The sequence below is a fragment of the Streptomyces sp. NPDC006296 genome, from assembly GCF_040613235.1.
Lineage (GTDB): Bacteria > Actinomycetota > Actinomycetes > Streptomycetales > Streptomycetaceae > Streptomyces.
The window spans coordinates 113,726-133,870 of sequence record NZ_JBEXRT010000001.1; the positions used below are offsets into that span (position 1 = coordinate 113,726).

General features: G+C 73.5%; 19 protein-coding genes, 1 pseudogene and 1 CRISPR repeat array. Of the genes and pseudogenes, 9 read left to right on the top strand and 11 right to left on the bottom strand.

Going from position 1 to position 20,145, the window contains the following annotated elements; translation table 11 throughout:
* Nucleotides 1-52 precede the first annotated feature (52 nt).
* On the bottom strand, nt 53-565 hold the full coding sequence (locus ABZ172_RS00585) for a hypothetical protein (RefSeq protein ID WP_356878601.1): 513 nt from the start codon (nt 563-565) through the stop codon (nt 53-55).
* Between the two features lie 131 nt (nt 566-696).
* Nucleotides 697-1,086: a CRISPR direct-repeat array (repeat unit 29 nt; unit sequence GGGACCATCCCCGCACGCGCGGGGAGCAC).
* A 265-nt stretch (nt 1,087-1,351) separates the two neighbouring features.
* Nucleotides 1,352-1,786 carry an ATP-binding protein gene (locus tag ABZ172_RS00590; RefSeq protein ID WP_356878603.1) on the bottom strand — a complete coding sequence of 145 codons (435 nt, stop codon included), beginning with the start codon at nt 1,784-1,786 and terminating at the stop codon, nt 1,352-1,354.
* A gap of 268 nt (nt 1,787-2,054) precedes the next feature.
* On the opposite strand from ABZ172_RS00590, the gene ABZ172_RS00595 reads away from it, so the two are divergent.
* From ABZ172_RS00595 to ABZ172_RS00610, 4 genes are all read left to right on the top strand, one after another.
* Nucleotides 2,055-3,404, top strand: a complete 1,350-nt coding sequence (locus tag ABZ172_RS00595) for a hypothetical protein (RefSeq protein WP_356878886.1) — start codon at nt 2,055-2,057, stop codon at nt 3,402-3,404.
* Nucleotides 3,405-3,515: 111 nt separating this feature from the next.
* Nucleotides 3,516-3,731 (top strand): hypothetical protein, encoded by a 216-nt coding sequence (locus tag ABZ172_RS00600; protein WP_356878605.1) that lies wholly within the window; start codon nt 3,516-3,518, stop codon nt 3,729-3,731.
* A gap of 5 nt (nt 3,732-3,736) precedes the next feature.
* Complete coding sequence (locus ABZ172_RS00605) at nt 3,737-4,081, top strand: hypothetical protein (RefSeq protein WP_356878607.1); 345 nt, start codon at nt 3,737-3,739, stop codon at nt 4,079-4,081.
* 455 nt (nt 4,082-4,536) lie between these two features.
* A complete protein-coding gene (locus ABZ172_RS00610) occupies nt 4,537-5,937 on the top strand; it encodes a DUF1254 domain-containing protein (RefSeq protein ID WP_356878609.1) in 1,401 nt (466 codons plus the stop codon).
* Nucleotides 5,938-5,952: 15 nt separating this feature from the next.
* Here the strand turns inward: ABZ172_RS00610 and ABZ172_RS00615 are convergent.
* A pseudogene (locus tag ABZ172_RS00615) lies at nt 5,953-6,093 on the bottom strand (IS5/IS1182 family transposase); the annotation flags it as partial.
* Between the two features lie 30 nt (nt 6,094-6,123).
* Nucleotides 6,124-6,318: a hypothetical protein gene (locus tag ABZ172_RS00620; RefSeq protein ID WP_356878611.1), complete on the bottom strand. Its 195-nt coding sequence runs from the start codon at nt 6,316-6,318 to the stop codon at nt 6,124-6,126.
* A gap of 164 nt (nt 6,319-6,482) precedes the next feature.
* Between ABZ172_RS00620 and ABZ172_RS00625 the strand changes: the two genes are divergently transcribed.
* Nucleotides 6,483-6,707 (top strand): DUF2277 domain-containing protein, encoded by a 225-nt coding sequence (locus ABZ172_RS00625; protein WP_356878613.1) that lies wholly within the window; start codon nt 6,483-6,485, stop codon nt 6,705-6,707.
* A gap of 133 nt (nt 6,708-6,840) precedes the next feature.
* Here the strand turns inward: ABZ172_RS00625 and ABZ172_RS00630 are convergent, their stop codons facing one another.
* From ABZ172_RS00630 to ABZ172_RS00645, 4 genes are all read right to left on the bottom strand, one after another.
* On the bottom strand, nt 6,841-7,512 hold the full coding sequence (locus ABZ172_RS00630; protein ID WP_356878615.1) for a VTT domain-containing protein: 672 nt from the start codon (nt 7,510-7,512) through the stop codon (nt 6,841-6,843).
* A 208-nt stretch (nt 7,513-7,720) separates the two neighbouring features.
* Nucleotides 7,721-8,176, bottom strand: a complete 456-nt coding sequence (locus ABZ172_RS00635; protein ID WP_356878617.1) for a DoxX family protein — start codon at nt 8,174-8,176, stop codon at nt 7,721-7,723.
* Nucleotides 8,177-8,286: 110 nt separating this feature from the next.
* Nucleotides 8,287-10,014, bottom strand: a complete 1,728-nt coding sequence (locus ABZ172_RS00640) for an alkaline phosphatase D family protein (RefSeq protein ID WP_356878619.1) — start codon at nt 10,012-10,014, stop codon at nt 8,287-8,289.
* A gap of 91 nt (nt 10,015-10,105) precedes the next feature.
* Nucleotides 10,106-10,750, bottom strand: coding sequence for an HNH endonuclease family protein (locus ABZ172_RS00645; protein WP_356878621.1), 645 nt, complete (start codon nt 10,748-10,750; stop codon nt 10,106-10,108).
* Between the two features lie 239 nt (nt 10,751-10,989).
* Here ABZ172_RS00645 and ABZ172_RS00650 point away from each other — a divergent pair, with 239 nt between their 5' ends.
* Entirely contained in the window at nt 10,990-11,724 is a 735-nt protein-coding gene (locus ABZ172_RS00650) for an ABC transporter permease (protein WP_356878623.1), read from the top strand.
* 105 nt (nt 11,725-11,829) lie between these two features.
* On the opposite strand, the gene ABZ172_RS00655 is transcribed toward ABZ172_RS00650, so the two are convergent.
* Both ABZ172_RS00655 and ABZ172_RS00660 read right to left on the bottom strand, forming a co-directional pair.
* Nucleotides 11,830-12,492 carry an HAD-IA family hydrolase gene (locus ABZ172_RS00655; RefSeq protein ID WP_356878888.1) on the bottom strand — a complete coding sequence of 221 codons (663 nt, stop codon included), beginning with the start codon at nt 12,490-12,492 and terminating at the stop codon, nt 11,830-11,832.
* 201 nt (nt 12,493-12,693) lie between these two features.
* Nucleotides 12,694-13,320 carry a peptidoglycan-binding domain-containing protein gene (locus ABZ172_RS00660; protein ID WP_356878625.1) on the bottom strand — a complete coding sequence of 209 codons (627 nt, stop codon included), beginning with the start codon at nt 13,318-13,320 and terminating at the stop codon, nt 12,694-12,696.
* Nucleotides 13,321-13,925: 605 nt separating this feature from the next.
* On the opposite strand from ABZ172_RS00660, the gene ABZ172_RS00665 reads away from it, so the two are divergent.
* Nucleotides 13,926-15,971, top strand: a complete 2,046-nt coding sequence (locus ABZ172_RS00665) for an MFS transporter (RefSeq protein WP_356878627.1) — start codon at nt 13,926-13,928, stop codon at nt 15,969-15,971.
* Between the two features lie 217 nt (nt 15,972-16,188).
* On the opposite strand, the gene ABZ172_RS00670 is transcribed toward ABZ172_RS00665, so the two are convergent.
* Complete coding sequence (locus ABZ172_RS00670; RefSeq protein ID WP_356878629.1) at nt 16,189-16,665, bottom strand: GNAT family N-acetyltransferase; 477 nt, start codon at nt 16,663-16,665, stop codon at nt 16,189-16,191.
* A 66-nt stretch (nt 16,666-16,731) separates the two neighbouring features.
* Between ABZ172_RS00670 and ABZ172_RS00675 the strand changes: the two genes are divergently transcribed.
* Nucleotides 16,732-17,826: a serpin family protein gene (locus tag ABZ172_RS00675; protein WP_356878890.1), complete on the top strand. Its 1,095-nt coding sequence runs from the start codon at nt 16,732-16,734 to the stop codon at nt 17,824-17,826.
* A gap of 191 nt (nt 17,827-18,017) precedes the next feature.
* On the top strand, nt 18,018-20,105 hold the full coding sequence (locus ABZ172_RS00680) for a bifunctional glycosyltransferase 87/phosphatase PAP2 family protein (RefSeq protein WP_356878631.1): 2,088 nt from the start codon (nt 18,018-18,020) through the stop codon (nt 20,103-20,105).
* The last annotated feature ends 40 nt before the right edge of the window (nt 20,106-20,145 follow it).

A 20,145-nucleotide genomic window follows, 5' to 3' on the forward strand; every position in this document is an offset into this window, starting at 1 on the left:
TGGCAGCGTCGTCACGTCTGCGCGGTACCTTCGCCGTGCCCTCGGCGAGGCGTCAGCCGGAGACGCCGAGATCCTGGCGCATGAGGCGGTGCATGGCGGTGAGCTTCGGATCCGCCGCCCTCAGATCCAGGAGCAGTTGACCGGCCGTCTCACCTTCGCGGGGCACACCGCGATCGATGCGCTTGAGTGCGGCGTCCACTCCCGCCAGGACGACGTTGAGTTCCCGGGACGAGTCGAGGACGGCCTCGGGAACGATCATCTGCGCCTCGGCGTAGCGGGCGCGGTATTCGCGTCGCCCCTCCTCCAGCTGGGCCCGGTCCTCGTCGGTGCAGACCCCGTCGCGCGTGCGGTGCAGGGCGTCTTTGAGGAGCGTGTGGAAGTGGCTCGTCGCCCTGTTCATCGAGGTGTACGCCGTGCGCCGCTCCTCGAAGAGCCGACGCCGCTCCTCGACCAGCTTCTCCGCCGAGCGTTGACGCTTCGTCACCCAGCTCGTGACCAGCGGTGCGAAGAGTGTGCCGAGCACTCCGACGACTGCGGTGACCATGGCGGCTATGGCTGCGCTCATGGGGGCGACCCTAGCCAGTTCGATGCCGGTCGAGTGTTGCTTCGACCGTGCCCGCCGTGAGGTCCGGTGAGGCGGTGATCTCGCCGATGCGGGCAGTACCGTGCGGAGTCAGGTGTCTTCTGTCTTCCGGCGGGACCATTTCCCCACGCGCGGGGAGCACTGATGAGAGCAAGATCAGGTTATTTAGTGTGTACTCCCCGCACGCGCGGGGAGCGCCGTGGTGTGGAGCCGCATCTGCTCCGCCCTCAGGGACCATCCCCGCACGCGCGGGGAGCACACCCGTATGTTCACCGGGTAGTCCGGGACGACGGGACCATCCCCGCACGCGCGGGGAGCACGGCGCCCGGCGGTGGGTTCCGGTCCTTGTCGTGGGACCATCCCCGCACGCGCGGGGAGCACCCGAGTCCGAGGGTGAGTGCCGCGATCACCAGGGGACCATCCCCGCACGCGCGGGGAGCACTACGTCACGTACTTCCCACGCGAAGCCCACCAGGGACCATCCCCGCACGCGCGGGGAGCACTCTTGCTGAACTGCGAGTTTGTCACCGTGGAGAGCCGTTCTGCAGCACTTTCACTGAATCCGGCGAAGCGCCCCTTCCCCTCATACTGGCGTGCTTCTCCCGCCCCCTGAAATGCCCATGCGGCGCCGGAGTTCACCGCCCGTGGGTCCGGATCGGTTGAGCGCCGCATCGGGGTGGTGGCCCAGGAGTACGGGTGTCGGCCGGCGGGCGGCGGGTGTGAGGCGGCGGAGCTGGGTGGTGCGGTCCGATCGGTCGTCGGCGGGGCTCATCGTGCTTCTCGCGTACCGATCGGCAGGGTGCACCAGGTGTGCGTGCCGTCCGGGCCGAGGCCCCATGCGCCGTCGCGGGCCTGGACGAGGAGGTGCACGAGCGCGAGGCCCCGTCCGTTCTCGGCCTCATCGTCCGGGTGCGTCAGGTGTGCCGGACCTCCGGGACCGCGTCCGGCTCCGTCTCGGACTTCGATGCGGAGGCGTTCGTTCTCGATCCGTACGTCCAGGCTGATCAGGGTGCCGCCGCTGTGGATCAGCGAGTTGGTGAGCAGTTCGCTGACGATCAGTTCGGCATCGTCGGCGAGGTCGGCCAGCCCCCACGAGGTGAGCCTGCCGCGCACCAGGCGTCGCAGGTCGGCGACGTGGCGGGCGTCCTGTTCGCGGGGAGCGAGCCGGTCGGCGGGCGGGGTGACGGTGAAGGTCACGGTCATCGCGCCTGCGGTGTGAGCAGGCTCTGCCGAGGCCCGGGGAGGTGCGTCGGCTCCGCTGCCCGGGTGGGCGGCCGTGGCCGGAGTCCTGCGGGTTCCGGCCGTGCTGCCCGCGTGTGTGGTCATGGTGGTGCTCACCCTGTCTTCCTGGGCCGACATCATTCGGTGTCTGTGCATGAGGTAACCGTCCGGTCACCGTCTGCGGGTACCGTGGGGAGCCGGGGCGACCGTGAACACCGTGAACGCGATGCAGTTCTGGGGAGTTGAGGACATGGCGTCCAGGAACCGCACACCCAACCCGGCCCTGGCCGACCTTCTCGATCAGGCGGGACTCACGCGCACACAGCTGGCCCAGCGGGTCAACCGTCTCGGGCCGCAGGCCGGACTGGAGTTGACGTACGACCGCACGGCGGTGGCCCACTGGATCGCCGGAACCCTCCCGAAACCCGAGGTCAGACCGCTGATCGTCGAAGCGCTGTCCGCACGCATCGGACGTCCCGTCACCCACGTCGAAGCCGGGCTCGCGTCGTCGGCGGCCGGGGCCCGGTGCGACGGGACCGACACTGTCGAGGAACTGCTGGACCTCGGAAGGGCTGACATGGACCCCTCGCGCCGTGGCGTACTGGCCTCCACCCTCTTCTCGGCCGCACTCGCCGTGCCCGCCTTCGCGTCGAGCGCGCACGCCGCCGACGAGCCGGTGGCGGCCGGCAAGGCCACCACCCGGATCGGCGCCTCCCAGGTGGCCTCGGTGCGGTCGATGACCGACCGGATCGCCGACATCCTCGACGAGTTCGGCGCCGGGCACGCGCGCCCTCTGGCCGCCGCGTTCCTGGTGAACACGGTCGCGCCGTGGCTCCGCGCCCAGGCCACCGAGCGGGTTCACGCCGACATACTGGCCGCCGCATCCGACCTGACGTATCTGGCGGGATGGATGGCCATGTACGACAAGGCGCACGGTCTCGGCCAGACCTACTACGCCAAGGCGCTCCAGCTCGCGCGCGAAGCCCAGGACCACGTCACCTTCTGCCGGACCCTCCGCGGCATGTCCTTGCAGGCGTCGAGCCTCGGCCACGGGGAGAAGAGCCTGGAACTGGCCGACGCCGCCGCCGAAGCGGCCCCGGTGGCCGGGCCGAGGCTTGTGGCGTTCCTGCGCGGCCAGCAGGCCCACGCCGCCTCCATGGTGAAGGACCGGCCCCAGTCCCACGCCCGGCTGCGTCAGGCGGAGACCGCCCTGGCGAAGGCCGACCACCACCGTGACGCCATCGGCGGCTACGACCGCACCGCCTACCTCTTCCACGTCTCCCACGTCCTCTACGAGGAGCGGGATCTGCCCGGCAGCATCCGTGCGCTCAAGCAGTCGATCAAGGTCCAGCCGGCGCAGGAACGCCAGGGCCGTGTCCACGCGTACGGGCTGCTGGCGCAGCGGCAGTTCGAGCACGGCCATCTCGACGCCGCGTGCGACTCCTGGACACGTTTCCTCGACGCGTACGAACACGTCTCGTCCGCCCGCGGTGACGACCACTTCGCGATCCTGCGCAGGCGCCTGGCCCCGCACACGAAGGTACGAGCGGTACGGGAGATGGCGCCGCGGGTGCGCGAGGTGGCCGCGCTGAAGGTCTGAGGCTCGCCGGCCGGGTGCCGCCACCGGCCCCGGACCCGCCCCACGCCCGCCCCGCACCGGGCGCCGTCCCTCTGGATTGCGAGCCGGCGGGGCACGGGGGACGGTGGAGGCATGTCCGGACACCCGCCCGTGATCGTGTACCCGCCCACACCGACCGGTGGGCGGCGGGTCACCGTGCGCGGGCAGATCGTGGGGCTGGCGCGCGGGCGGGGGGACGTCGCCTCGTACCTGCGGCGGGCCGGGCTCGCCCCGGGGGCCGAGGAGATCGACCTCGACCAGCCGGAGTTGATCGAGTGGCGGGGCGGAGACCGCGACACCTGGAGGTGAGCCCCGTGAAGCGTCGTGGAGCACGCCGGGCCGAAGCATCGCTGGAACCTCCGCCCGGTTACTACGGGGTGGGTGGAGCGGTGCCCGACGGGAGGCAACGGGGCCTGACCCTCGACTGGGCCGTGAGCCGGCGCATCGCCACGGGCTGGCGGGTGGAGTCCCGGTCCCGGAACCAGGCCGTGCTGGTGCGCGGACAGCCGGTCAACCATGTGCTGCACGCGGTCCTGACCGCCTTCACGTGCTGCCTGTGGGCCCCCGTCTGGGCCGTGCTGGCGCTCACGAACGAGGTCGAGCGGGTGGTGCTCACCGTCGACGCGCAGGGTCAGGTCGTCGCCGTGGGCGCCGCCTGAGCGAGGAGCAGGCGCGGCCGTCAGCCGTCGGCCGTCGGCTGTCGGCCGTCACGCACCCCCTGTGACCGCCGGTCGTCGGTCGTCGGCGGTCAGCCTTCGGCTCTCGGTGGGGCGTGGCCGGTGAGGGTGGCACCCACGGTCGTGGCTCTCCGCAGCCGCGGGGCGGCCCCGGGGCGGTCAGTCGAGTGGAGGAATCCCATGGACCAGTCAGCAGTATCCGCACCCGGCGTCGCGGGCCGCTCCGCTCCGGGCCGCGGCGGCGCCAGGTGCCGCCCCGCTCCGGGTGCGGACGGTTCCCCGGCGGCGGCCGGGAGGACGCGTGCGGGGGTGCCGCTCCGCGTCGACGGCGGCGGTCTGCGGCGTTCCCGGCCGCGTCCGGGATATCCGGGCCGGGGTGTCCGGCGGGGTGTCGATCCGGGCCCGCCGCGCCGGCCGGCCGAAGCCGGTCGTCCGAGGTGAGCCCGGGGCGAGGCGGTCCGCGGCCGGACGCGGTCACGGCGCTGGCCGCCGACGCGTACGTCTACGGGTCCCCGCTCGTCCGCAGGCTGTCGGCCGTCCAGGCCTGCCTCCAGGAGGGGTGCGGGGTGCTCGCACCGGCCCCCTTCAACGACTTCGCCCATGCGGACGGCCCGGCCGCGCCCGGCAGCCACGTCCCGTACGCCCCTGCCGATCTCGTCGACGCGCTCGCCCAGCTCGACCTCTCCGGAGGGCCGGTGCGGCTGCACGTCCCGGACACCGGCGGGGCGTACTACGTCCTTCAGTTCGTCGACGCGTGGAGCAATGTCTTCGCCTACCTCGGCCCCCGCGCCACCGGCACGGCCGAGGGGGACTGGCTGGTCGTCCCGCCGGGCTGGGCCGGCACGGTGCCCGACGGGCTGTCGGGGGTGATCGACGCCCCCACCTCGGTGGTCTCCGTCCTCGGCCGCCTCGCCTGCGACGGACCGCAGGACCTGCCGCGGGTCAGGGCGCTCCAGCAGGAGCTCACGCTCACGCATCTGGGCGACCGCGCGCACCGCACGGGGCTCCCCGCGACCGACTCCGGAGTGCCTGGGGAGCTGCGGTTCTTCGAGGAGCTCCGGGTGTGGATGGCCGACTTCCCGCCCTCCGCCCCCGACCGGGCCTACCAGGACCGCTTCCAGCCCCTCGGGCTCCTGGAGGAGGGGATCTCGCCGTACGGATCGGCCGGCCCCGGCTTCGTGCGGGCGCTCCGGCGGGGGCTCGCCGTGGGCCGGCTACGGGTGGAGGAGGCAGCCCGGCGGGCCGGAACGACGGCCGGCGGTCCACCGGGTGCCTGGCGCACCGTCCCGCACCTGCGTGACTACAACCTGGACCACTTCGGGGTCGGCACGCTCCGCGCCCCGCAGTGGACGATCCCCGACCGGGAGACCGCCTACCTGGTCAGGGCGATGGCCGCGCGACGGGCGCGGCTGCTGCCCCACGGGTACGAGGCGGTGTACGCCCACACCTCGTGCGACTCCCGCGGCCATCCCCTCGACGGGGCCCGCCGCTACGTCCTGCGCCTCGCACCACCGCCACCGGTCCGCGGGTTCTGGTCGCTGACCGTGTACGACAGCCCCGGGGGCCACCTCGTCGCGAACGCCGAGGAGCGGTACGCGATCGGCGACCGGACCGCCGGGCTCGTCCGCGACGCCGACGGCGCGCTGACGCTGCACCTCTCCGCACGGCGCCCGGAGGAGCGCGCCGCGGCCGCGAACTGGCTGCCCGTGCCACCGGGCCGCTTCCGCGCGGTGCTGCGGCTCCACCTCCCCGGCCAGGACGTTCTCGACGGGCGGTACGTCATCGAGCCGATCGCCGAGCGCACCGCCCGGCCGGGCGCCCGGACCTCCGGCGTCTAGGCAGTTTCGTTGGGATCACCGCGCTGACCGGAGGAAGATGCCTGCGATCTGGAGTCCGGCGAGGTAGCCGGTCGCGGTCTTCTCGTCACGGGTGGCGATACCCCGCCACTGGTTCGAGCGGTTGATGCAGCGTTCGACGGTGTTGCGCTGCTCGTATGCCTCGCGCTGGTCGGAACGGCGCCGCTGTCAGGCGGTCGGCCCGGTGCGGAACCGCCGCACGTCCCGCACGAGCGCGTACAAAGCGCTGAGGAGGATCACGGCTCCAGCCACGAGCCAGAGGACCGACGCGCCGGAGCGGTATTCACGCACGCCCGCAACGACCAGTACCACGCCGGCAAGGACGCCGAAGGCCGAGATCAGAGCGCTGATGCGGTTGGTCACATGGACATCATCAACGACAACCTCGGCCGGCGGAAGTGATCCAGACGAACCTTGCCCAGGCCCTGGGCGTGCCGGGCCTCGGGTGCGGTGTCGGTGGCGGAGCCAGGACCGCCGGGAACCCCGCTGCGCGTACTCATGTCAGTGGCGCGGAGCACACTGGAGACATGTGCCGCAGCATCAAGACACTCCGTCCGCCCGCCATCCCCGAAGAGGCCACCGAGGAGGAGATGAGAGCCGCCGCCCTCCAGTACGTGCGCAAGGTGTCCGGCTTCCGTGCGCCCGCCGCCCACAACCAGGAGGTCTTCGACCGGGCCGTGGCCGAGATCGCCGCGTCGACGCAGCGGCTGCTCGACGGCCTGGAGATACGGGGCGCAGCCACCCGGGCCTGAACGCCCGCGCCGCGCCGCCCCGGCGGGCAGGACAGCCTCCGGGGGGCAACAGTCCCCGGCGGACAGCCACGGTGGACAACAGCCGCCGGCGGACAGTCCCGGGGACAACGGCCCCGACGGTCAGCCCGGCCCGTCAGCTGCCGGTGGGGACTCCGGCGACCGCGACCGCGGGCGTGGCCGTGGCCGTGGGGGCGGGGCGGCGGACGACGACCGCCGCGAGGGAGCCCGCCAGGAACAGGGCGAGTACCGAGACGGCCGTGCCGAGCCAGCCGGCGCCCAGCCACTGGCCGCCGAGGTAGCCGAGGCCCACGCTGTAGACGGCCCAGGCGACTCCGGCGACGGCCGACCACGGCAGGAACTCCTTCACCCTGCGGTGTGCCGCGCCCGCCCCGAGGGAGACGACGGACCGGCCCGCCGGGGCGAACCGGGCGATGACGACGAGCACTCCGCCGCCCCGGCTCAGTGCCGCGCCGAGGCGTTCCTGGGCGGAGGTGAGACGCCGGGACCGGGCGATGGCGCGGTCGAGACGGTCGCCGCCACGCCAGGCGAGGCGGTAGGCGACGAGGTCACCGAGCACGGAGGCGACAGCCGCGCAGAGGGTGAGGACCACGAGCGAGGGCACGTGCCGGGTGGCCTCGCCGGCCGCGGCGGTGACCGAGGTGGCGCTCGCGGCGGCGGCCGTGGCCGCGGTGATCACCAGGACACCGCTGGGCAGGACGGGAAGGAACACGTCCAGGAGCACCGAGAGGGCCACCACCGCGTAGATCCATGGGCTGCCGGTCAGCGCACCCACACTCTCGAACACTCTCGACTCCCCGTCGTCCCCATATGTACGTGTCAACACCGCGATGTCGCAGGGGAGCGGCAGGAGCGGTAGTGCCAGCTGTACAGCGTACGCCCGGCGATCACCCCGTTCACCTGGTATTCGCCGGACGGATGCCCGATGTCGCACAGGTCACGCGCGACTCCGGCCCCGCGGGGAGAAAGGGGGGCCGGAGCGCGGGGAGGACGGGTCAGACGGAGACGGCCGGTGCCTTCTCGCGGGCGGGGCCGCTCTCGGCCCCGGAGTCGTCGCGGGAGGAGAACAGCCGGTCCAGGGCGAGGGCGCCGGAGCCGGTGAAGACCAGCAGCAGGAAGGCCCAGCAGAAGACGGCCGAGGCCTCCCCGCCGTTCTGCAGGGGGAACAGCGACTCGGGCTGGTGCACCTTGAAGTACGCGTACGCCATGGAGCCCGAGGACACGAGGGCGGCGACACGGGTGCCGAGGCCGAGTGCGACCAGCGTGCCTCCGACCAGCTGGATGACCGCGGCGTACCAGCCCGGCCAGCTGCCGGCGGGGAGGGTGCCGCCCATGGCGCCGCCCAGGACCCCGAAGAGGGAGGCGGCGCCGTGGCAGGCGAAGAGGAAGCCGATGACGAAGCGGAACAGGCCGAGTGCGTAGGGCTGGGCCCGGTTCAGACGTATGGACATGGGGGGTGGGGCTCCTTCGGTCTGGGGACGAGAACCGATCGGGGCCTGTCAGGTTAGGGATACCTCATCATTGCTTGCAAGTTCAACATTATTCTCTGGCTGAAAATAGATCATTCGTTCGATGTGAGTGAACGTTCCAGAACGGTCTCCAGCTGCGCCCCCGCGGGCCCTTCGGTGGCCTGAACCAATGTCAGTGAAGCTTTCCGGCCGCGCAGCGTGAGTGTCATCAACTGATTGCCGAACCACGGCCCGCCCGTCTTGCGCCAGCGCATCGGGGGCCGCCCCGTCCGCCCGTGGCGCGCCAGGGCGCGCCCGAGCCACCGGCCCGCGCGGCTCCACCCGAAGCGGAAGCCGGCGCGCAGATAGGCGGGGACGGAGTTGTGGACGGGAGAGCAGGTCAGTTGCAGGAGGCGTGCGGTCCCGGTGTCCTTCGGGGTCCGGTCGGCCCACTGGGGTTCGGCGACGTAGGCATGGTGCACATCACCCGAGAGCACGCATATCGACGCGGGGGCGCCGGGCGCGCGCCCCGCCTCCCGCAGCAGCTCCGACAACTGCTCGAAGGACTCCGGGAAGGCGGCCCAATGCTCCAGGTCAGCGGCTCGGCGCAGCTTCTCGCCGCGGCGCGCCCAGCGGTCACCGCGGTCGCCGCGGCACAGGGCCGCGTTCCAGGTCTCCGCCTCGTGCACGAGGGGCGGCAGCAGCCACGGCAGCGAGGTGCCGATCAGGAGATGGTCGTACGCGCCGGGGTCCGCCAGCACCTCGTCGCGCAGCCAGGCGGCCTCCTCGTCCCGGAGGATCGCCCGCCGCTGCTCGTCGAGATTCCGGGCCGCCCGGGTGTCGACCATGAGAAGCCGTACTCGGCCGAAAACACGCCGGTAGCTCCAGCGGGTCCCGGCGGGCTCGGCGTCGGCCGTCGCGGCGTGGGCGCGCAGGGCCTCGGTGCCGTCCGGTGCGGTGCGCACGGCCGCGTAGACGGGATCGGCCTCCAGGGCCTCGGGGGAGAGGTTCCCGAGGTGCTGGTAGACCCAGTACGACATGAACCCGCTGACGATCCGCTCGTGCCACCAGGGCGTGCGGCGCATGTCCCGCACCCACGCCTCGCTGGTGTTCCAGTCGTCGATGACGTCGTGGTCGTCGAAGATCATGCAGCTGGGGACCGTGGAGAGCAGCCACCGCACGTCCGGGTCGCGCCAGGACTCGTCGTAGAGATAGGTGTACTCCTCGTAGTCCGCGACCTCCTCGCCGGGCGCCTCGTCGAGGCCGCGGCGGGCCGCGAGCCGCTCCCGGGTGGCCGGTGAGGTCTCGTCCGCGTACACCTGGTCGCCCAGGAGCAGCAGGACGTCCGGGCGCACCGCGTCGGGGTCGGCGGCCAGCCGGACGGCCAGGGTGTCGAGCGCGTCCGGGCCGATGGCGTCGCCCCGGCCCGGGTGCGGCCGGGGGACCGCGGAGGGGCCGTGCCCGTGGGCGGGCGGCGCGGCCCACCGGCAGGAGCCGAAGGCGACCCGGACCGGGTTCTCCTCGCCCCCCGCGCCGTCCGGCGGCGTGAGCGGCGGCGTGGTGATGGTGCTGGGCGGGAAGCGGGAGTCCTCGGGCGGCCACACCCGGCGGCCGTCGAGGAGCACCTCGTAGGGCGTGGTCGAGCCCGGCGTGAGGCCGGTCACCACCACCAGGGCGTAGTGGTGCCCCTGGACGGCGAACGTGAGGGAGGCCCCGGCCGCCCCGTCCGCGCAGCGGACCTCCGCCGTGCAGGGCCTGGTCGACTCCACCCAGACCGTCGCCCGGGAGCCGGACTCCCAGTCGACGTACCTCAGCAGTGGTCCCAGGCGTAGCCCGGCCATGTGTGCCCTCCTCGCGTCGCCGTCACCGATGCGTCCGTAGGGTACGGAACGACGGAGGAGGGCGGGGCGTTCCGCCGGGGCGGGAGGGGCGTCAGCAGCCGTTCAGGACCGACTGCAGGGCGCTCTTCTCGGTCGAGTCGACGCTCAGGCCGTAGTAGTGCTTCACGTGCACCCAGGCGCGGGCGTAGGTGCAGCGGTAGGCGGTGCGCGGCGGGAGCCACGTGCCGGGGTCCTGGTCGCTCTTCGACTGGTTGACGTTGTCGGTGACCGCGATGAGCTGCGGCCGGGTCAGGTCGTTGGCGAAGGACTGGCGCTGGGCGGTCGTCCAGCCGCTGGCCCCGGAGCGCCAGGCCTCGGCCAGCGGGACCATGTGGTCGATGTCCACGTCCGACGAGGCGGTCCAGGACGCCCCGTCGTACTCCGAGTGCCACGTGCCGCTGGTCGCGGCGCAGGCGGAGTCCTGCACGACGCCGGTGCCGTCGCGCTTCAGCACCACCTCGCGGGTGTTGCAGGTCCCCGACTGGGTGATCCAGTGCGGGAACTTGTCGCGGCTGTAGCCGGACGAGGAACCCTCGGCGGAGACGGTGAGCTGCCCCAGATACGTACGGGCGGTCGACGCGCTGACCGGGGTGGGCATCGCGGCCTGCGCGGTCGGGGCGGTGAGCAGCCCGGTGGTGGCGGCGAGCGCTGCCGAGGCAGCGACGACGGCTATGCGACGCGCGTAGATACCTGACATGTGAACTCCCTGCATATGGGGGGATGTTGCGCGGGCGACCTGCGGAGCCAGGCCATCGTGGCGGCGCCGGGTTTCGATGGGGTGGTCGCCAGGTAACAGAGTGACGACATGCGCACGTCACATCAAGAGGTGGGACGATCGGTCTGACGTCCCGTCCGAAGGGCGTTCGAGGCGAAGAGTTGGCAAGCAGGCCATTCCGGACACACTTCGGGTGCGTGTGCGGCCTCCAGGGTGGCGGAGTGCTGCTTCCGGTCGGTCCCGCCCTCGGCGTCGCCCTCGTCGTGCCCCTGCTGTTCGCCGTCGCCGTCGCCGCGTGGGCCTCGCTGGGCCGGGCCCGCGAGATCGCGGTCGCCGGACTGCGCGCCGCGCTCCAACTCGCGGCCGTCTCCCTGCTGATCGGCTGGGTGGTGCACGCGACGGGGCCGCTGCTGGGCTTCCTGGCCCTGATGTTCGCGGTCGCGGTGCGCACCGCCGGCCGCCGGATCACCCCCAACCGCACCTGGTGGTGGGCCGCCCTCCCGATCGGTGCGGGCTCCGTCCCGGTGGTCGTGGCGCTGCTGCTCGCCGGAGTGCTCCCGCCGCGCGGCATCGCGCTGATCCCGGTCGTGGGCATCCTGGTCGGGGGCGCCCTCACCGCCACCGTGCTGGGTGGCCGGCGTGCGCTGGACGAGCTCAGGACCCGCCGGGGCGAGGTGGAGGCCGGGATGGCGCTCGGGCTGCTCGACCGGGACGCCAGGCTGGAGATCGCCCGTCCCGCGGCGTCGGACGCGCTGCTCCCGGGCCTGGACCAGACCCGGACCGTGGGGCTCGTCTCCCTGCCGGGGGCGTTCGTGGGCATGCTGCTGGGCGGCGCCTCACCGGTGCAGGCGGGCGCCGTTCAGCTGTTCGTCCTGGTGGCGCTGATCGCGGTGCAGGCCGTCGCCGTCGCGCTCGTGCTGGAACTGATCGCACGGGGGCTGCTGCACCGCGACTGAACCGGGGGAGCCGGAGGCCTCGGAGGGGCAGGAGAGCTCTCGGGGAGCCGGAGAGCTCTCGGAGGAGCCGGGGAGGCCTCGGGGGAACCGGAGGGGGAGGGTGCGTCAGGCGGCGTCGACGAGCAGGCGGATCGAACCGTCCGCACCCGCTTCCACCCGGAGCCGCGTCAGGTCCTCGACGTGGGCGTCGGGGGAGAGGGCGGCCGCGCGCGGGCCCACGCCCACGACGCGCATGCCGGCGGCCCGGCCCGCCGCGATGCCCGCCTCGGAGTCCTCGAACACGACGCAGTCCGCCGGGTCGAAGCCCAGCTCGGCCGCGCCCTTGAGGAAGCCCTCCGGGTCCGGCTTGCTGGCGCCCACCATCTCCGCGGTGACGCGGGTCTCCGGCATCGGCAGCGCCGCGGCCGTCATGCGCGCCTGCGCGAGCGCCTCGTCGGCCGAGGTCACGAGGGCGTGGGGGAGGTCCGCGATCGACGCCATGAACGCCGGTGCCCCGCCGATGGGGACGACGCCGTCCGTGTCGGCGGTCTCCTCGGCAAGCATGATCCGGTTCTCCGCGTGGTTCTGCTCCATGGGCCGGTCCGGCAGCAGGGCGGCCATCGTGGCGTAGCCCTGGCGGCCGTGGACCACCTTGAGCGCGGCCTCGGGGTCGAGCCCCTGCGCGGTCGCCCAGCGCCGCCAGCAGCGCTCCACCACCGCGTCGGAGTTCACCAGGGTGCCGTCCATGTCCAGCAGGAGGGCGCGGGCTTCGAGGACGGTGGCCGGCATCGGCATGCTCCAGGGCGCGGGGGACAGCTCACGGCTGCGGGTGAAGAAAGACAAGCAGCCCCGCTCGCCGGTCAGGGAGAACGAGCGGAGGCTACTTTGTTCCACCACGGTACAAAAACGGTCGCCGAAACGCCAATCCGCGCACCGCCCGACCGCCGCACCGGGCCGGAGGGCCGGTGCGGCCGTGTCGCGACCTCCCCGTCAGGACCGGCGCCCCCGGCCGGTGGTCCGCGCCTCCAGGGCGCTGCGGGTCTCCGGTCCGTAGACCCCCGGCGGGTCACTGCGGACCGACGCCCACCGCTGGTACTCGGCGACGGCCTGCTCGACCTGCGCCGAGTAGGTGCCGTCGTCCGGCCCCCGGTACACCCAGACCTCCTGCAGCCGGCGCTGGAGCTCGGAGACCTCGGGGCCGCGGTCCCCGCGCCGCAGGGTCGTCCCGGCCACCTCCTCGACGGGCGGAGCCGCGACCGGCGCGGTGGGGGCCTCCGTCGCGGACGCCGAGGGCGACGGGGGCTGCGGGACGGTGGGGGAAGGCGACGCCGACGGGCTCCGCGACGAGGAGGGGGACGCCGAGGGCGCCTCCGCGGGCACCGACGCCGAGGCCGACGGGGACGGTGCGGTGGAGGGGGACGCCGACGACGGCTCCGGCGCGGACGCGGCCGGTACGCCGTCCGTGTCCGGCACGCTCGACGTGGCCTCGGGCAGCGCCGTGTCCCGGTCGTCCTTCGCGTCGAACAGGCCGCCCGCGAAGGCCGCCGTACCCACCACCGCGGCGACCGCCGCCCCCACGGCGACCACGGCGAACGGCCGCCGCCGGCGCGGCTGCACGGGATCGGGCCCGTCCCCGGCGTACGCCGCGGCGCTCCGCCCGCCGGCCCCGTCCGCAGCGCCGCCGTCCGGCCGCGCACCCGGAGCCGCCGGCGGCATGCCCGCCGAGACGCTCGTTACCCCCGGTGCGGCCGTCCCCGGCGCACCGTTCGCGGGCTGCGGCGCCGGCCCGGCCGCACCGGGGGCCTCGCCCGGGTCCGCAGGAGCGCCGGCGTGGTCGGCATCGCCGGTGTGGCCGGCGTGGCCGGTGTGGCCGGTGTCGTCTGTGTCGTCGGTATCGGGGTCTTGGCTGTGCAACGTCACGTACGGCCGGATACGCAGCGGGTCGAAGTCCTCGGCCGCCGCGATCTCCGCCCTACGGGCGTCCCGCCCGGGGCGTACGGCCGTACCCGCTCCGCAGGCGCATCCCGCCCCGGGTCTCTCGCTCCGCTCGCCGCCGCACTCCGGGCACCTGGCTCCGGTCATCGTGGGTTCCCCTCCCCTGTGGACTGCCTGCGATTATGCAGTCCGCCACGGACGCGGTCGCCCGCCCGCCAGGGTGCTCGGCAGGCCATAACGGCACAGAGCGGACAGGATGGGGGTCCAGCGGATCCGAGGAGATGCTCATGGCCCAGCAGCTGAGCCCGCCACCCCTTGCGGCGGACGGCGGGCGGTCCCGGCGGAACATCCTGGTGTCCATCGGCGCACTGCTGCTCGGCATGCTGCTCGCCGCACTCGACCAGACCATCGTGTCCACCGCCCTTCCCACGATCGTCAGCGAGCTGGGCGGCCTGGACCACCTCTCGTGGGTGGTGACCGCCTATCTGCTGGCGGCGACCGCGGCCACCCCGCTGTGGGGCAAGCTCGGCGACCAGTACGGGCGCAAGAAGCTCTTCCAGACCGCCATCGTCATCTTCCTCGTCGGCTCGGCGCTCTGCGGCATGGCCCAGAACATGCCGCAGCTGATCGGCTTCCGCGCCCTCCAGGGCCTCGGCGGCGGCGGACTGATGGTGCTCTCCATGGCGATCGTCGGCGACATCGTCACCCCGCGCGAACGGGGCAAGTACCAGGGCCTCTTCGGCGCCGTGTTCGGCATGACCAGCGTGCTGGGACCGCTTCTCGGCGGTTTCTTCACCGAGCACCTCAGCTGGCGCTGGGTCTTCTACATCAACCTGCCCATCGGCGTCGTCGCCCTGCTCGTCATCGCCGCGGCCCTGCACATCCCGGTCCGCCGCACCGCGCACCGCATCGACTACCTGGGCACCTTCCTCATCGCCTCCGTCGCCACCTGCCTGGTCCTCGTCGCCTCGCTCGGCGGCACCACCTGGGCCTGGGGCTCCGTGCAGATCATCGCCCTCGCCGTCCTCGCCGTGGTGCTGCTCGCGGCGTTCGTCTCGGCCGAGCGACGGGCGGCCGAACCGGTGCTGCCGCTGAGGCTGTTCCGGAAGAGGACCTTCAGCCTCGTCGCCGTCATCAGCTTCGTCATCGGCTTTGCGATGTTCGGTGCCATGACCTACCTGCCCACCTTCCTCCAGGTCGTGCACGGCATCAGCCCGACCCTGTCCGGGGTGCACATGCTGCCGATGGTCTTCGGCCTGCTGATCACCTCGACCGGATCCGGCCAGATCGTGAGCCGCACCGGCCGCTGGAAGGTCTTCCCGATCGCCGGCACGGCCCTCACCGTGGTCGGCCTGCTGCTGCTCCACACGCTCTCCGAGAACAGCTCCACCTGGACCATGAGCGTCTGCTTCTTCGTCTTCGGCGCCGGTCTCGGCCTCGTCATGCAGGTGCTCGTGCTGATCGTGCAGAACTCCGTCGGCTACGAGGACCTCGGCGTCGCCACCTCCGGGGCGACCTTCTTCCGGTCCATCGGCGCGTCGTTCGGGGTGGCCGTGTTCGGGACGATCTTCACCAGCCGGCTGACCGGCGAACTGCAGAGCGCGCTCAGCGGCCGCCCGCTCCCGCCCGGGACCGACGCCGGGGCGCTGGCCGCCGACCCGCGCGCCATCGGCCGGCTCCCCGCGGACCTGCGCCCCTCGGTGCTCGGCGCCTACTCGACCTCCATCACCGACGTCTTCCTCTACGCGGCACCCGTCGTGCTGGTCGCGTTCTGCCTCGCCTGGTTCCTCAAGGAGGAGCCCCTGCGCGGTTCGGTCACCGCCCCCGACTCCAGCGAGACCCTCGCCCCGAACCCGGTCCAGCGCTCCTCGTACGACGAGTGCGCCCGCGCCCTGTCGGTGCTCGCCACCCGCGAGGGACGCCGGGAGATCTACGAGAAGATCACCGAGCGGGCCGGGTACGACCTCCAGCCCGCCGCCAGCTGGCTGCTGCTGCGCATCAAACGGCACGGCACCGTCGAACCCGGCCGGCTCGCCGAGGTGGCCCCCGTGCCGCTCCGGGTCATCACCTCGGCCGCCCGCCAGGTGGAAGGACTCGGCTACGCCCGGCGCGAGGGGGTCCAGCTGGTCCTCACCGAGAAGGGGGCCGAGGCCGTGGTCCGGCTGTCCCGGGCCCGCGAGGACTCACTGGCCGAGCTGCTGGGCGACTGGTGGGGTCCGGACCGCCCCACCGACCTGATCCGCCTGGTGAGCGAGCTGTCGGCCGAGGTGAGCGGGTCGAGCAGGGAACGGCCCCACATGCCCGAACCGCGCCGGGACCACTCGGCGGGCTGACCCGCCGCACCCCCGCACCGGTCGCACCGCCGTGCCCTCACCCGCCACGCCGTGCCCTCACCCGCGCCGCCGTGCGACCGGCGCACCCGCCCGCACCACCACCGTGCGACCGGGCCGCACCGCACCGACCGCACCGCACCGCACCGCACCGACCGCACCGCACCGGACCGCACCGGCGGGCACCCGTACCCGCACCGCGGACGGGCGCCGGGGCCGTTCAGAGCTCCTTGGCGAACCAGTGCTCCGCGTACGGGCCCCGGTTGAACGCAGGGACCTCCCGGTACCCGTGCTTGGCGTACAGCCCGCGGGCCTCGACCAGGTCGTCGCGGGTGTCGAGCCGGACCGACCGCACCCCGTAGGCCCGCGCCGCGCTCTCGACGCCCGCGAGCAGCAGCCCGCCGCCCCCCGTCGAGCGGAAGGCGGGCCGGACGAACACCCGGGTCAGCTCCGCCGTCACCGGGTCGACCAGGCGCAGGCCCGCGCAGCTCGCCGGTGCGCCGTCGTACCGTCCCACCAGGAACGCACCGGTGGGGCGGGCGAGCAGCTCGACCTCGTCGTCCAGAAGCCCGTCGTCGATCTCCGCCTCGGTCGCCCGGCGGCCCCAGTACCGGCCGGCCACCTCGCCGTAGTAGTCGCGCCGCAGCGCGGTCGCCTCCGGGGTGGCGAAGTGTTCGGGGGCCACGGTCCACGTCATGGGGCCATTCTGTCCGGGTGGGGGCGGGGCGGGGAACGGGTTGTTCGGAGCGGAGAGGGAGCGATGATGCAGCAGGACGTGGAGGGGGCCGTCCAGCGGCTCGGGGAACGATGGCTGCCCGAGCTGGCACCGCCCGGCGGACGCGGGTTCGTGTGCTCGCCGGCCGGGCTGTGGCTGGCCCTGACGGCCCTCGCGGCGGGCGCCCGCACGGAGACCGCCGAGGAACTGCGGGCCCTGCTCGGGACCGCCGGGCGGGAGGCCGCGGCCGTGGTGACGGACGCGGCGCGGGACTGGGGGCGCACCGGGGCGCTGCACCTGGCGACCCGGGTCTGGCACGACGTCCCGCTGCGCCCGGAGTACGTACGCGCGCTCCCCGACGTCGCGTTCGGCGCGGTGGACGCCGCGGAGGCCGACGCATGGGTCCGCGAACGGACCGGGGGCCTGATCGAACGGCTTCCGCTGGACCTCGGCGGCGTCGCGCTCGCCCTGGCCAACGTGCTGGCCCTGAAGGCGTTCTGGGAGGTGCGGTTCGACCCGGCCCGCACCCGGGACCTGCCCTTCACCGACGCGGCGGGCAGGAGCCTGCCGGTGGCGACGATGCACGCGCCGGTGCGCCGCGCGGACGTGTGGACGGTGCCGGGCGCGCACGTCGTCGAGCTGCGCTGCCGCACCGGGCCGGACGGCGCGGCACCGGCACGGGTCAGGTTCGTCCTGGGGGAGCCGGGCGAGGAAGCCGCCCGGGTCCTGCCGCGTGCATGGGCCGCCGAGGACTCCCGCACCCCGCTGGAGGCCGGCGCGGTGACCGTCGCACTGCCCCGCTTCACCCTGCGGACAAGGATTCCCCTCACGGAACAGCTGCCGGCCCTCGGGGTGCGGCTCGCGACCGACTCCGCCGCCGCGGACCTCTCCGGTCTCTCGCCGGTGCGCCTCCACGTCTCCGAGGTGGTCCAGGAGGCCGTCGTGAAGGTCGGGGAGGAGGGGGTGGAGGCCGCGGCGGTCACGGTCGCGGCGGCGCGGTCGGCCGCCCCGCGGCCCCGGACGGTGCGGCACCTCGCCTTCGACCGGCCCTTCGGCGTCGTTGTCCTCGACGGCTCGTCGGACGTCCCGCTCTTCGCGGGCTGGCAGGCGGACCTGCCGGGTTCCGGGGTCGACGGGGGCTGACCGGGCCGGTACCACGCAGAGCCGGAGCACCGGCCCGCCCGGCGATATTCGGGCATTCTTTCGGCACATCAGTGGTGACAGCCGGGCGAAGAGGAGGTTGATTGTGTCTACCTCATAGGGCAATGCGAGGCTTCATCCGCACATACCCGGGCCGAGGGGACAGTGCTTGAGAGCGGGAGGGTCGGCGCAGCGTGACAGATGTGGAGCGCAGTGTGCGGGGGAACACGGCGGACGGTGGGGCCAGGGCGATCCGTACGGAGGATCCCAGGGTGGCGGCGGCCCGGGCCGTGCTCTGGCTGCTCGTGGGTGTCCTGGCGATACGGCAGGTGGCGGTGGTGCTGCGCCGGCCGCCCGGTGAACGCCTCACCGACCTGGAGACCTGGACCGGCGCGACCGGGGTGCTGCACCTCACGGGATCCCTCTACGAACCGGGCCGGTTCACCGGCTCGCCGTTCGCCGGACTGGTGCTCAAGCCGCTGACGGTCTCCGCCGAACAGGCACTCGGCGTCGTGTGGACCTTCGGGTCCCTGCTGCTCGTCGTGCTGCTCGGGTTCGTCGCGGTGCGCGCCCTGCCCGCACCGGTGAGCAGGCGCACCGCGTTCCTGGCGGCGCCCGTCGCGATCACCCTGCTGATGGTGTCGCTGCCGGTCCGCAACACCCTGCAGCTGGGCCAGACCAGCATCCTGCCGGTCCTGCTGGTGCTGCTCGCCTGTTTCGCGGTCCGCGGCGAGCGGCTGCCCGGGGTGCTGACCGGTGTCGCCGCCGCGCTCCAGCCCGCCGTCCTGCTCTTCGCCGCCCTGTTCTGGCTCACCGGGAGACGCCGGGCCGCCGTGAGCGGCGGTGCCACGTTCGCCGTCTGCACGGCGCTGGCCTGGGCGCTGATGCCGCAGGACTCCTGGGTGTACTGGGTGCACCACCTCGCCGGTGCCGGACTCGGCGAACGCCCGGACAGCCTGGACAACCAGTCGCTGCACGGCGCCCTGCTGCGCCTCGGGCTCCAGGGGCCGTTCGAGATCGTGCTGTTCCTGGCCCTGGCCGCCGCCGTCGTCGTCCTCGGGCTGCGCCGCGCGGTCCGCTACGCCCACGACGGGCAGCTGCTGCTGGCCGTCGCGATCACCGGCTGCGTCGCCGTCGCCGTGTCGCCCACCGCCTGGCAGCACCAGCTGCTGTGGGTGCTGCTCGCCGTCGTCGGCCGGGTCGGCGTCCACGGCTCGGACCGGCTGGTCTGGCCGGCGGTCGTGGTGCTCGTGCTCACCCTGCCGGGGAAGATGCTGCTGCCGAACGTCGGCGTGATCCTCCCGCTGCGCGACAACGCGCTGCTCGTGGCGGCGCTCGCCGCGGCCTGCGCGGTGCCCTTCCTCTCCCGCGCCTCGCCCCACTGGCGGCGGCCGGTCCCCACGGACCACGCGGAGCCGGTACCGGCGCGCGTCGCGTGGGTGCCGCTGCTGCCGTTCTGGCGCCGGGTGCTCAGCCGCCCCAACCTGCTGCTGGAACTCCTGCTCATCCGGGTCGTCTATTCCGCGTACGCGAAGGTCAGGCTGGCGGCGACCGCCGGGCGCGCCGACGCCGAGGAGCACGGCCGGCAGATCCACTCCGCCGAGCAGTGGCTGCACATCGACATCGAGCACTGGGTGAACCACACCGTCGTCGGCATCCCCTGGCTGCGCGGCTTCTTCGACTACTACTACTCGACGTTCCACTTCATCGTGCCGCTCGCGGTCCTCGGCGTGCTGTACGTGCGCCGGCCCTCCGACTACCGCTGGGCCCGCTCCACTCTCGGGTTCGCCACCCTCCTCGCCCTGCTCGGCTTCTGGCTCTACCCGCTGGCGCCCCCGCGCCTCATGCCGGGACTCGGCTTCATCGACACGGTCAACGGCGTCCAGGACCTGGACAGCCCCGACTTCGGGGCGCTGACCGCGGTGACCAACCAGTACGCGGCGATGCCGTCCCTGCACTTCGGCTGGTCGCTGTGGTGCGGTCTGGTGATCCTGCTGCTCGCGCCGCGGACGTGGATGAAGGTCCTGGGGATGCTGCACCCGCTGTTCACGGTCTCGGCCATCGTCGCGACGGGCAACCACTGGGTGCTGGACGCGGTCGGCGGCGGCGCCGTGGTGGCCGCGGGCTTCGGGCTGACGTACGTCCTGGCGGGCCCGCGCAGGCTGAGGGCCGCCGGCGGCACCGGTGACCGCGGGGCCGGGCTGCCGCGCCCCGGGCCGGGGGACAGTGCGCAGCGGCCGGCCGCGGTGCCCGCGCCCGCGCCCGCGGGCAGCAAGGCGTAGGCGTACGGCGGAGGCTCCGCCCGGCACCGGCCGTCGCTCC